General features: G+C 46.9%; 13 protein-coding genes. All 13 read left to right on the forward strand.

Annotation, left to right across the window (positions count from 1 at the left end; genetic code table 11):
• The first annotated feature begins 14 nt into the window (after nt 1–14).
• The 13 genes from sucC to fliF all read left to right on the forward strand — a co-directional run bounded on the left by sucC (nt 15) and on the right by fliF (nt 13,139).
• Complete coding sequence (sucC, locus tag P397_RS0107045; protein ID WP_026832619.1) at nt 15–1,175, forward strand: ADP-forming succinate--CoA ligase subunit beta; 1,161 nt, start codon at nt 15–17, stop codon at nt 1,173–1,175.
• 13 nt (nt 1,176–1,188) lie between these two features.
• The gene (gene sucD / locus P397_RS0107050; protein WP_028106013.1) at nt 1,189–2,103 is read left to right on the forward strand and encodes a succinate--CoA ligase subunit alpha; all 915 of its coding nucleotides are present in this window, start codon (nt 1,189–1,191) and stop codon (nt 2,101–2,103) included.
• A gap of 64 nt (nt 2,104–2,167) precedes the next feature.
• The gene (gene dprA, locus P397_RS17155) at nt 2,168–2,995 is read left to right on the forward strand and encodes a DNA-processing protein DprA (RefSeq protein ID WP_035414093.1); all 828 of its coding nucleotides are present in this window, start codon (nt 2,168–2,170) and stop codon (nt 2,993–2,995) included.
• Nucleotides 2,996–3,042: 47 nt separating this feature from the next.
• A complete protein-coding gene (topA, locus tag P397_RS0107060) occupies nt 3,043–5,139 on the forward strand; it encodes a type I DNA topoisomerase (protein ID WP_026832621.1) in 2,097 nt (698 codons plus the stop codon).
• Nucleotides 5,140–5,142: 3 nt separating this feature from the next.
• Nucleotides 5,143–6,447, forward strand: a complete 1,305-nt coding sequence (trmFO, locus tag P397_RS0107065) for an FADH(2)-oxidizing methylenetetrahydrofolate--tRNA-(uracil(54)-C(5))-methyltransferase TrmFO (protein WP_026832622.1) — start codon at nt 5,143–5,145, stop codon at nt 6,445–6,447.
• Between the two features lie 172 nt (nt 6,448–6,619).
• Nucleotides 6,620–7,498, forward strand: coding sequence for a tyrosine-type recombinase/integrase (locus P397_RS0107070; protein WP_028106014.1), 879 nt, complete (start codon nt 6,620–6,622; stop codon nt 7,496–7,498).
• A gap of 13 nt (nt 7,499–7,511) precedes the next feature.
• On the forward strand, nt 7,512–8,063 hold the full coding sequence (hslV, locus tag P397_RS0107075; RefSeq protein WP_026832624.1) for an ATP-dependent protease subunit HslV: 552 nt from the start codon (nt 7,512–7,514) through the stop codon (nt 8,061–8,063).
• On the forward strand, nt 8,050–9,426 hold the full coding sequence (gene hslU, locus P397_RS0107080) for an ATP-dependent protease ATPase subunit HslU (RefSeq protein WP_026832625.1): 1,377 nt from the start codon (nt 8,050–8,052) through the stop codon (nt 9,424–9,426). The genes hslV and hslU overlap by 14 nt, the downstream gene beginning before the upstream one ends.
• A 16-nt stretch (nt 9,427–9,442) precedes the next feature.
• On the forward strand, nt 9,443–10,222 hold the full coding sequence (gene codY, locus P397_RS0107085; protein WP_026832626.1) for a GTP-sensing pleiotropic transcriptional regulator CodY: 780 nt from the start codon (nt 9,443–9,445) through the stop codon (nt 10,220–10,222).
• Nucleotides 10,223–10,473: 251 nt separating this feature from the next.
• On the forward strand, nt 10,474–10,836 hold the full coding sequence (gene flgB / locus P397_RS0107090; RefSeq protein WP_028106015.1) for a flagellar basal body rod protein FlgB: 363 nt from the start codon (nt 10,474–10,476) through the stop codon (nt 10,834–10,836).
• 3 nt (nt 10,837–10,839) lie between these two features.
• Nucleotides 10,840–11,238 carry a flagellar basal body rod protein FlgC gene (flgC, locus tag P397_RS0107095; protein WP_026832628.1) on the forward strand — a complete coding sequence of 133 codons (399 nt, stop codon included), beginning with the start codon at nt 10,840–10,842 and terminating at the stop codon, nt 11,236–11,238.
• A gap of 16 nt (nt 11,239–11,254) precedes the next feature.
• Nucleotides 11,255–11,542, forward strand: coding sequence for a flagellar hook-basal body complex protein FliE (gene fliE, locus P397_RS0107100; protein ID WP_026832629.1), 288 nt, complete (start codon nt 11,255–11,257; stop codon nt 11,540–11,542).
• A 28-nt stretch (nt 11,543–11,570) separates the two neighbouring features.
• Nucleotides 11,571–13,139 (forward strand): flagellar basal-body MS-ring/collar protein FliF, encoded by a 1,569-nt coding sequence (gene fliF, locus P397_RS0107105; RefSeq protein ID WP_028106016.1) that lies wholly within the window; start codon nt 11,571–11,573, stop codon nt 13,137–13,139.

Here is a 13,139-nt window from a genome sequence, read left to right on the forward strand (position 1 = left end):
AGGGGGATTTTTTCATGAATGTACATGAATATCAGGCAAAAGAGTTACTTCGTTCATACGGTGTACCCGTTCCGAACGGAATTGCGGCATTTACAGTCGAAGAGGCAGTCGATGCAGCGGAACAATTGTCAGGTCCGATCAAAGTCGTAAAAGCACAGATTCACGCAGGGGGTCGCGGTAAAGCCGGTGGTGTTAAATTGGCGAAATCGCAAGAAGAAGTGAAGGAATATGCGACAGAGTTACTCGGCAAAACACTCGTCACGCATCAAACAGGTCCAGAAGGTAAAGTCATTCAACGTCTTCTTGTAGAAGAAGGATGCGCCATCGATAAAGAATACTATCTCGGGATTGTCCTTGACCGTGTAACAGGACGGGTCGTCATCATGGGTTCAAGTGAAGGCGGAATGGACATCGAAGAAGTGGCGGAAGCGACTCCGGAAAAAATCATCAAAGAAGTGGTGGATCCGGCAGTAGGTCTTCAAGCGTTCCAAGCCCGTAAACTCGCATTTGCGATGGGTGTTCCGGTTAAACTCGTCAACAAGTTCGTCGGCATGGTCACGAAGCTGTATACGTTCTTCGTCGACAAGGATTGTTCAATCGCTGAAATCAATCCGCTTGTCACAACAAAAGATGGGGATGTATTGGCTCTTGATGCCAAGCTCAACTTTGATTCAAATGCACTGTACCGTCATCCGGACGTCGTCGCACTGCGTGACGAAACGGAAGAAGATCCGCGTGAAGTCGAAGCTTCTAAAAATGACTTAAACTACATCGCGCTCGACGGCAATATCGGATGTCTTGTCAACGGTGCGGGACTCGCAATGGCAACGATGGATATCATCAAACACTTCAGCGGGGACCCGGCAAACTTCCTCGATGTCGGCGGTGGCGCGACAAAAGAGAAAGTAACGGAAGCCTTCAAACTGATTTTGTCAGATGAAAACGTCAAAGGAATTTTTGTTAACATCTTTGGTGGAATCATGAAGTGTGACGTCATTGCAGAGGGTATCGTGGCCGCGACAAAAGAAGTCGGCTTAGAATTGCCGCTTGTCGTCCGTCTTGAAGGAACAAACGTCGATGCCGGAAAACAAATTCTCAAAGATTCAGGTCTAGCGATTACAGCAGCTACATCAATGGCAGACGGCGCAGAAAAAATTGCTGCGCTCGTGAAGTAAGGGGGAGCTAAGGATGAGTATTTGGGTAAATGAATCAACAAAAGTCATCATTCAAGGAATTACAGGGAATCAAGGGATGTTCCACGGGGAACAGATGATTGATTACGGAACAAACCTCGTCGGTGGTGTCACACCAGGTAAGGGTGGAACGGAAGTATTAGGTGTACCCGTGTTTGATACAGTCGCTCAAGCGGTTGAAAAAACAGGTGCTAATGCTTCCATCATCTACGTACCGCCTGCATTCGCAGCGGATGCAATCATGGAGGCAGCAGATGCCAATATCGCATTGATCATCTGTATCACAGAAGGTATTCCGGTACTTGACATGGTCAAAGTGAAACGTTACTTGGGCGGGAAACCGGTCCGGTTGATCGGACCAAACTGTCCGGGTGTCATCACGCCGGGCGTGGCGAAACTCGGAATCATGCCGGGATATATCCACACACCGGGTCATGTCGGAATCGTGTCGCGTTCTGGAACGTTGACGTACGAAGCGGTGCATCAATTAACGACAGCAGGAATTGGTCAATCAACAGCTGTCGGTATTGGTGGCGATCCCGTCAACGGAACGGACTTCATCGATACGCTTCAAGCGTTTAATGAAGATCCGGACACAAAAGCCGTCATCATGCTTGGTGAAATCGGTGGAACGGCGGAAGAAGAAGCGGCGGAGTGGGTCAAAGCCAATATGACGAAGCCGGTCATCGGATTCATCGGCGGACAGACTGCGCCTGAAGGCAAACGGATGGGTCATGCCGGTGCTATCATTTCAGGTGGTAAAGGAACAGCTGCTGAAAAAATCAAAACCCTTCGTGCGAATGGCATCGAAGTGGCAGAAACACCAGCGATCATTGGTGAGACATTGATTCGTGTCATCAAAGAAGCCGGAATTTATGATGAATGTGTCACAGGTTCAACAGTAAAATAAAAAAGATGATGGCTGTCCTGATGAAATCAGGACGGCTTTCTTCTATATAAAAGGAGCCTCTTGGATGAACAGAGAACTGTATGCACGTTTTGCGACTTGCCGCGTTCCGTATTCACTCGTTGTCTTGATCGAGCAGTATGGTCTTTTGCCTGCAGAAGACTTACCGGTCGCAAAAGCCGTTAAACATCGCTACCAACAAGCCTTACGATTGGATCAGGTCCCAACGAACCTCCTTGTTCCGGGTGATCCTCATTTTCCGCTTCAGTTGCTCCAGATTCCCCATCCCGTCTATGGCTTGTTTTATCAAGGGGATTCGTCCCTTCTACAGCAACCGATGATCGGTATCATCGGAAGCCGGAATCCGTCCACCACTCATGAAAAACGTCTCTCTTTTCTTCAACCCTTTTTTAAACCGCCATTCGTTACCGTCTCCGGTGGAGCTCTCGGCATCGATTCGCTTGTCCATCGCCTTTCCCTGAAACATCACCAAGCAACAATTGCTGTCATGGCAAGCGGCTTCGAGACCCTTTATCCGGCACAACACCTTCCTTTATTTCAACGCATCCAACAATCCGGACTACTCCTGTCCGAATATCCACCTTCCACACCTATTCGAAAATATCACTTCTTAGAACGGAACCGTATCATTTCCGGTCTGTCTTCCAGCTTGATCATCGTCGAAGCAGCACAGAAAAGCGGTACGATGAATACAGCCGGTCATGCACTCGAACAGGGCAAAGACGTGTATTGCCTGCCGGGATGTCCAATAGAAAAAAACTTTCAAGGAACAAATCAATTGATTGCTGAAGGCGCCATTCCACTGTTAAATCCTGAAGAAGTTTCAAAAAGTATCTTGATGAACGTTGACAAATGGGAATCGAGACTACTATGATAAGTGAGATTAAAATACGAGTACGCCTCTAATAGGGAGCGATTGCAATGGCAAAATATCTAGTAATCGTCGAATCACCTGCAAAGGCAAAAACCATCAAACGTTATCTCGGTTCGAACTATACCGTGAAAGCTTCGATGGGGCATGTTATCGATTTGCCAAAGAGCCAAATGGGTGTTGACGTTGAACATGACTATGAACCGAAGTATATTACGATTCGTGGTAAAGGTCCGGTATTAAAAGAATTAAAAACTGCGGCTAAAAAAGCACAAAAAATTTATCTCGCGGCCGACCCCGACCGTGAAGGGGAAGCGATCGCCTGGCACTTGGCGAAAGCCCTCGGCGTCGATGAATCGACGGAATGTCGGGTCGTCTTTAATGAGATCACAAAAGATGCCATCAAAGATTCGTTCAAGAGACCCCGCAAGATCAACTATGATCTTGTCGATGCACAACAGGCACGGCGTATCTTGGACCGTCTTGTGGGATACAGCATGAGTCCGTTACTTTGGAAAAAAATCAAAAAAGGATTATCGGCAGGACGTGTTCAATCCGTTGCGGTGAAGATGATCATTGACCGGGAACAGGAAATCAATGCCTTTTTACCAGAAGAGTACTGGACGATCAAACTCGAGTTGGATGCCAACGGTGAAAAACTAGAAGCAAACTTTTATGGAATAGATGGCAAAAAACGTGAGTTGCACTCGGAAGAAGAGGTCAACGAAGTGTTGGCGCAACTTTCCCAGTCGTTTACCGTTGATTCTGTGACGAAAAAAGAGCGGCGGCGTAATCCGGCACTTCCGTTTACGACCAGTTCGCTTCAACAAGAAGCAGCGCGTAAACTGAATTTCCGAGCGAAGAAGACGATGATGATTGCCCAGCAATTGTATGAAGGAATCGAGCTCGGAAAAGAAGGGACCGTCGGTTTGATCACCTACATGCGAACAGACTCGACACGAACTTCTGAAACGGCGAATCTCGAAGCGCACGGCTTCATTGAAAATGCGTACGGAAAAGAATACATTGCCGTTGAGAAACGGAAAGAGAAAAAAGCGGCAAATTCGCAAGATGCCCACGAAGCCGTTCGTCCGACATCCACGATGCGGGACCCGCAACTGGTCAAATCGTATTTGTCACGCGATCAGTTCCGTTTGTACAAACTGATTTGGGAACGGTTTGTCGCCAGCCAGATGGCACCTGCCGTCCTGGACACTGTAAAAGTGGATCTTGTTTCAAACGGAGTGACGTTCCGCGCAAACGGTTCAACGGTCAAGTTCGCAGGATTCATGAAAGTCTATATCGAGGATACAGACGACGAAGCCGTGACTGACGTTAAGGAAGGGTTATTGCCTCCACTTGACGATGGAGAAGTGTTGCAACAAGAAATGATTGAACCGAAACAACATTTCACGCAACCACCGCCACGTTATACAGAGGCACGTCTTGTCCGGGCGATGGAAGAACTCGGGATTGGTCGTCCGTCGACATATGCTCCGACACTGGATACGATTCAAAAACGTGGGTATGTGACGCTGGAAGAGAAAAAATTCTTGCCGACGGAACTCGGTGAACTCGTCATCGATATGATCAGCGACTACTTCCAAGAATTCATCACCGTCCAGTTTACGGCCGATATGGAAGCCTTGCTTGATGCGATCGAAAAGGGTGATATGCAGTGGACAGAAGTCGTCGATCCGATTTATAAATCGTTCGCGAAACGTTTGACACGGGCAGAAGCCGAGATTGAAAAAATCGAAATCAAGGATGAACCAGCCGGAGAAGACTGTGAAGTCTGTGGGCACGCAATGGTCATCAAGATGGGCCGTTATGGTAAATTCATGGCGTGCTCGAATTTCCCGGAATGCCGGAACACCAAACCGATTCAAGTTGAAATCGGTGTCAAATGTCCGACATGCGGAACGGGTGAGATTGTGGAACGCCGGAGTAAAAAGGGCCGCCTGTTCTACGGTTGCTCCAATTATCCGGAATGTGAATTCGTTTCGTGGGATAAACCGGTCGAAGAACCATGTCCGGTGTGCAGCAGTATGATGGTACAAAAGAAAATCAAGAACGGTGTGAAAGTAGAATGTACGTCTTGTGGACATCATGAAACACGCATCGATCAGGAGCAAGAGGAGGAATGACCGGTGAAACGAGTAACCGTGATCGGCGCCGGACTCGCAGGTTCTGAAGCAGCATGGCAACTTGCGAAACGTGGCGTTCAAGTAGATTTATATGAAATGCGACCGGTGAAGCAGACCCCTGCTCACCATACGGATCAATTTGCAGAGCTCGTTTGTTCAAATTCACTACGGGCGAATCAATTGACGAATGCAGTCGGTGTATTAAAAGAAGAAATGCGTCAACTGGATTCCTTGATCATGAAGGCAGCTGACTTGGCGAGTGTTCCGGCAGGTGGAGCACTTGCCGTCGACCGCCATGACTTTGCAGGATACGTGACCGAGACACTAAAGAATCACCCGAACGTTACCGTTCATCATGAAGAGATTGAAGCGATTCCGGACGGTCCAACGATCGTTGCGACGGGACCGTTGACGAGTGCTGCTTTATCGGAGTCATTAAAACAGTTCACAGGAGAAGATTATCTCTACTTCTTTGATGCCGCAGCACCGATTCTTGACGGTGATACGATCGACCGGGAGAAGGTCTACCTCAAGTCACGTTATGACAAGGGCGAAGCCGCTTACTTGAACTGTCCGATGACAGAAGAAGAGTTTACGCATTTCCATAACGAATTGATTCAAGCGGAAGTCGTTCCGCTAAAAGAATTCGAAAAGGAAATTTATTTTGAAGGCTGCATGCCGTTTGAAGTACTCGCATCGCGCGGACCAAAGACGTTATTATTCGGACCGATGAAACCGGTGGGTCTCGAAGATCCGAAAACCGGAAAACGTCCGTATGCCGTCGTTCAACTTCGTCAAGATAATTCAGCCGGTACGCTGTTCAATCTGGTCGGTTTCCAAACGCATCTGAAGTGGGGCGAACAAAAACGGATCATCCGCCTGATTCCAGGTCTTGAGAATGCAGAGATCGTCCGCTATGGCGTCATGCACCGGAATACGTTTGTGAACTCGCCGAACCTGCTCCAACCGACTTATCAAACGCGGACACGTCATGATTTGTTCTTTGCCGGACAAATGACGGGTGTGGAAGGGTATGTCGAATCGGCCGCTTCTGGTTTGATGGCAGGAATCAATGCAGCGCGTCTAATTAATGAAGCAGAACCGGTGGCTTTCCCGAAAGAGACGATGATGGGGGCAATGGCTCACTACATAACGACGACGGAAGGAAAGAACTTCCAACCGATGAATGCAAACTTTGGACTTGTTCCGGCGCTGGTCGGACAGACCGGACGCATGAAGAAACCAGAGAAGTATGCACTCTTTGCCGAACGGGCACTCGAAGCAATCAAAGACTTTACGGATATGTAAGAAAAGATGGGGGAAAAGGCGCATTTCAGCGTTCTTTTCGCCCATTTCTTAATTTGTCATAAAAGCGTGATAATTTTGTCATCTTTCTGGTTTTTGGTCTATTGTCAGACTACTTCCGGTATGCTATGCTAAGGTCGATTCGAGTATGAAATGGTTAGAAGGAGGCTCACTTATGGGAGTAGACTCAGAGTTTGACCTACTGCGGAAATCTTTTTTGCGGTATGTACACATCGAACGTCAATTATCTCCAAATACGGGCCGCTCTTATGGTCAAACACTTCGACAATACGCCGCTTTTTGCCTCGATCATCAGCTGAGATCGATTGAATTGGCAACTGCACGGCGTTATTTGTTTGCCCTTTACGATCAAAACGCATCCAGATCGACCATTGCCCAAAAAGTCTCTTGCTTAAAACAGTTCGGACGGTTTATTACACGGGATACGGACAACGTGAATCCATTCGACGGACTGAAGGCACCAAAACGTGTTCAGACGTTACCAACGTTTTTAGTACCGTCCGAATACGAACGTTTTCTGGAGGCTTTCCGGACGTCAGATGCGTTTGGTGTCCGAAACGTGGCATTGATCGAATTGCTGTATGCAACTGGCATGCGTGTCAGTGAACTAGCCGGATTGAACCTCAAGGATTTGGATCAGGATTTAGAATATGTTCATGTGTATGGAAAAGGGAGAAAGGAACGCATTACACCCATTGGATCGTTTGCGAGAAAAGCGCTAGCCGCTTACTTAGTTGAGCGGACACCAATGGAGGGTGATGAACAGGCGCTGTTTCTTTCCCGGTCAGGTCGGCGTTTGACGACCGACGGGATTCGAAAGATTCTCAAAAAAGGGGATCCCCTGCTTTCGAAACACGTCACACCACATGCCTTACGACATAGCTTTGCAACAGATCTTCTGGAACGTGGAGCCGATTTACGAGCTGTACAGGAATTGCTTGGTCATGCTTCATTATCGACAACAGGACAGTACACACACGTCACGACGGAACGCCTTCGTCATGTTTACCAGCAAGCGCATCCGCGTGCCTAAGGGAGGAAACAAAATGTTTCATGCAACGACGATTTTTGCCATTCAACATAACGGTCAATCCGCGATGAGCGGGGATGGACAAGTGACCTTCGGAAACCAAGTCATCATGAAGAAAAGTGCGAAAAAAGTACGACGTCTCTATGGCGGCAAAGTGATTGCCGGTTTTGCTGGAAGTGTTGCCGATGCGTTCACACTATTTGAAAAGTTTGAAGCGAAACTCGAGATGTACAACGGGAACCTGCAACGAGCTGCTGTCGAATTAGCAAAAGAATGGCGCGGCGATAAGATGTTACGGCAACTTGAAGCGTTATTGCTCGTCATGGACGGCAGTCATTTGTTGCTTGTATCCGGAAACGGGGAAGTGATTGAGCCGGATGATGGGATCTTAGCAATCGGCTCAGGCGGCAACTATGCTCTGGCAGCAGGACGGGCGTTAGTACGCCATGCAGCACATCTGACGGCTGAAGAAATCGCACGGGCGGCTCTTGAAACAGCTGGAGAGTTATGTGTGTTTACGAATGATCAAATCATTTTAGAAACGATTGGGGGAAGTGCAGATGCATGAATTTACACCGAGACAAATCGTGGAAAAACTAAATGAACATGTCATTGGTCAAGCCGATGCCAAACGGGCTGTTGCGATTGCGCTTCGTAATCGTTACCGTCGTCAGTTACTTGATCCAAGTTTGCGTGATGAAGTGACACCTAAAAATATTTTGATGATCGGACCGACTGGCGTCGGTAAAACGGAGATTGCACGCCGACTGGCGAAATTAGTCCGGGCACCGTTCGTCAAAATTGAAGCGACAAAGTTTACGGAAGTCGGCTATGTCGGACGAGACGTCGAATCGATGGTCCGTGATTTAGTGGAGGCATCACTTCGCCTCGTAAAGGATGAGAAGAAAGAAGCCCTGAAAGAACGTGCCGAGGCAGTCGCAAACGAACGAATCGTCGACGCTCTGGTCGGGAAAAAATCTTCCGCTGGTCTTGGAGGCGGCAATCCGTTTGAGATGTTATTCGGAGGCAACCAAAAACCACCTGAACAAGAAACTGCGAACGATACAGCAGACCGCTCGGTGATTCGTCAACAACTTTTCCAAGGTCAACTAGAAGACCGCATGATTGATGTTGACATCGAAGAGCGGCAAATGGATCTGTTCTCCGGCCAACAGGGGATGGAAGGTCTAGCAAACTTACAAGACATGCTCGGACAAGTGATGCCGAAGAAAACGAAAAAGCGTCAATTGAGTGTCAAAGAAGCACGCCCGATTTTGACGGCGGAAGAAGCGGAACGGTTACTCGATTTAAATGAAGTGCATGATGAAGCGGTCCGTCGCGCGGAACAGATGGGCATCATCTTCGTCGATGAAATCGATAAGATTGCGACAAAAGGTCACGACAGTGCCGGTGTGTCGCGTGAAGGCGTCCAGCGGGACATCTTACCGATTGTCGAAGGGTCAACGGTCGTCACGAAATATGGACCGGTCAAGACCGATCACATGTTATTTATTGCAGCCGGTGCCTTTCATATGGCAAAACCGTCCGATTTGATTCCCGAACTGCAGGGACGTTTTCCGATCCGGGTGGAACTCGACAGTCTGACGGAAGACGATTTCGTTAAAATTCTGACAGAACCAAACCAAGCTTTACTCAAACAATACAAAGCCTTACTTGGGGCGGAACAGGTACATGTGACCTTTACCGAAGAAGCCATTCGTCAAATTGCACGGATTGCGGCACAAGTGAATGATGAAACAGATAATATCGGTGCTCGCCGTTTATATACCATCATGGAGCGTGTGCTGGAAGAATTATCATTTGAAGCGGCAGATATGCCGGAAACAGATGTGACCATTACACCGCAATATGTCATGGATCGAGTCGGAAAAGTAGCAGATGATCGTGACCTAAGTCAGTTCATCTTATAAGTGGAGGAAGAAAATCATGAATTTACTGGCAAAAACACGAAAGCTCAACACGATGTTACAACAAGAAGCAAGCACACACGTAGACTTTAAGGTCATGGCAGATCGTTTAAGCGAAGTCATGGAGTCGAATACATTCATTGTCAGCCGTCGTGGAAAGTTGCTTGGCATTGCGATCAAGCAACAGATTGAAAACGCACGGATTCGTGGTTTCCTCGAAGAACGCCAGTTCCCGGAAGATTACACGAAAAAATTATTTAACGTAACAGAAACGACGGCAAACATTGCCATCGACAGCGAGCATACGGCTTTTCCGATTGATAACCGGGAGATGTTTGAGACATCAAAAACAACGATCGTTCCAATCATCGGCGGTGGAGAACGCCTTGGAACGCTTGTTCTTGGTCGAATGATCGAAGATTTCAACGAAGAGGACCTTGTTTTGGCAGAGTACGGAGCAACCGTCGTCGGAATGGAAATCTTGCGTGAAAAGGCACATGAAGCAGAAGACAAGGCGCGAAAGAAAGCGGTCGTTCAAATGGCGATCAATTCACTCTCCTATTCGGAGCTTGAAGCCATCGAACACATCTTTGAAGAGTTGGATGGGAACGAAGGATTACTCGTTGCTTCAAAAATTGCGGATCGTGTCGGCATTACACGTTCAGTCATCGTCAATGCACTTCGTAAGCTCGAGAGTGCCGGTGTCATTGAATCCCGTTCACTCGGGATGAAGGGCACATACATCAAAATCTTGAACGATAACTTCCTTTATGAATTAGAACGGATTAAATCGAACTAAAAAAAAGGAAATGTAAGAATTATGAAGAAGACCTAGTAAAGTACTAGGTCTTCTTTTTTTATAGGTATTATTTATCATTTTTATAAGAAAAGGGTTTAAAAAGCGAATAATTAACATCTCATTCCCCTCTTTTTCAAAAAACTTCTTTTCAAACATTGACCTATTTGTTTCAATTATTTCAGATATATTACTAACCGCTTACGGTATAATACTAAGTTTTACCATATAAAAATAAGAGTGGAGGTTGAATGATGAACTGGCTTGGTTCAGATTATGCAACGATGACACAGGCCGTCAATCGGACGGTGGCAGCGCAAAAAGTAATTTCAACAAATATTGCGAATGTCGACACCCCGGGTTATAAAGCAAAACGTCTTGTGTTTGGGGATGTCTTGAATTCGGAAATGAAAATGAGTTTAAAACGCCACGCCACGATTGGATCTTCCGGGAGTATCGTTGAACAATCATCTGCGATGCGTAACGATGGCAACGGTGTCGATATTGATCTCGAAATGTCTGAATTATCACGCAACCAGATTGAGTATGAAGCACTGGTCGAACAGTTGAACCGGAAATTCTCTGGCATTCAATCTGTCATTCGGGGAGGACGTTAAACAATGAGTATGTTCTCGGGATTTCATACATCTGCAACGGGACTGACAGCACAACGGCTTCGACTGGATACCGTTTCGGCGAATATCGCCAATGCTCAGACGACACGTGGAGAATTGGTCAACGGCGAATGGCAGCCTTACGCCCGAAAATTGGCGGTCTTAAAAGAAACGGGCAACGGTGTGACCGTGAGTGAGATTCGAAAGGATCAAGAGCCGTTTAAATTAGAATACAATCCGAACCATCCAGATGCGGATGATTTAGGATATGTCAAAATGCCGAATGTCGATTTATTAAAGGAAATGGTCGATATGATGGGGGCGACACGCTCCTATGAAGCGAATGTCACCGCGTTGAATGCAACAAAAGCAATGTTAGTCAAAGCAATGGAAATCGGTAAGTAATGAAGGAGATGACAAGATGGCGATTCAACCGATTCAAAATATGCAGATGGTCCTACCGTCTCAGTCTGTCGCAAAAACGACACCAAGTGATTTCAGTGAAGTATTGAGTCAAGCCATGAACGGATTAAATGAGGCTCAACAAGCTTCGTCTCAGGCACGGGTCGATCTTGCGACCGGAAAGACAACCGACTTACATAACATCATGATCAAAACAGAAGAAGCATCGCTTTCTATGCAGCTCGCTATCGAAGTCCGCAATAAAGGCATCGAAGCATACCAAGAAATGATGCGTATGCAACTGTGATTGTTGAGGAAAGCGTGGGAGATGTTTGATGAATGAAGGACTAAAAACGCGCTTTGGCGCATTAAAAACGACGTGGCAAGAATGGTCACTGGCGAAAAAGGCGACCATCATCGGATTGGTTCTAGTGGTAATAGCAGCCATCATCGTCGCATCGATCTGGTTGACGAAACCAACAATGACACCATTATATTCGAAACTTTCTCCAGAAGAAGCAGGTCAAGTAACAGAGAAACTAAATGAAGATGGCGTCAAATCAGAAGTTGTCAGCGGTACGGACGGTGTGACGATTCTTGTCCCGGAAGAAAGTGCTGAAAACCTAAAAGTTGAACTCGCAACAGCGGGTATTCCAAAGTCCGGTCAAATCGATTATTCCTTCTTTAGTGAAAACGCCGGTTTCGGAACGACGGACAAAGAAATGAATATTTTAGAGCGAGACACCATGCAGACCGAACTCGAAAACTTGATTACACAAGTGAACGGGATTGACGCAGCGAAAGTCATGATCACCTTACCTGAGAAAAGCGTCTTTTTATCCGATCAGGAAGAAACCTCAACGGTGTCGGTCGTCTTGACGTCTAGTGCCGGGAGTGACTTGAATCAACAGACCGTCCAAGGGCTGTACCATTTGATCGCAAAAAGTATTCCGAACTTAAAAGAGGAAAACATTACGATCATGGATCAATACTTTACGTACTATGAACCGGGCAAAGGATCACAGACTGCTGGCGGTACAGATCCGATGCAATTAAAAAAGACGACGGAAAACGATTTACGAAAACAAATCCAACAGATGTTGTCGGTTGTCCTAGGACCACAAAAGGCGTTGGTTTCCGTGACAGCGGACGTAGATGTCACCCAACGCCAAGAAGAACAAAAATTAGTTGAACCGGTTGATCCGGATAAAATCGAAGGAATCGTCACGTCTGCTGAAAAAGTAGCGGAAGCCTACACAGGAGCAGCCAACGAAGGCACAGCCGGAACCGGTGAGAACGAAACGATCAACTTCCCGGAAGGTACCGGCACGACAGGTGATACCAGTGAAAAAACACACGATATCATCAACTATGAAGTGAATCGGATTACGAAACAAATCACGGGTGCACCTTATGAAATCCGCGATTTAGGGATTCAAGTCATCGTCGAGCCACCAAAAGGTCAAAATCAAATCGATCCACAACTGCAAACCGATCTTCAGACGATGATGTATTCCATCATTCGCACATCTTTAACAAAAGAAGATGCCAAAACGACGTTAACGGATGCAGAACTGGCGAATAAAGTCGTCGTCATGTCTCGTCCATTTGCTGAGACACCAAAAGAAACGGTGACAACGGAAACGACACCGATGTGGGTCTGGTTCGCACTCGGTGCTGCCGCATTGGTGGTAGTAGGTGCAATCTTCCTCTTGATGCGCAGAAAACGAACAGCTGAAATCGAGGAACTGGAAGAGTGGACGCCGATTGAAACGGATATTCCTGAGCTGTCAACGGAAGATACAAGTGACGGTGCAGTCAAACGGAAACAGCTTGAAAAACTTGCCTCATCTAATCCAGATGAATTTGCGAAGTTATTACGCACATGGTTAGCGGAGGATTGA

It is taken from the genome of Exiguobacterium undae DSM 14481 (assembly GCF_000620805.1).
Classification (GTDB): Bacteria; Bacillota; Bacilli; order Exiguobacteriales; family Exiguobacteriaceae; genus Exiguobacterium_A; species Exiguobacterium_A undae.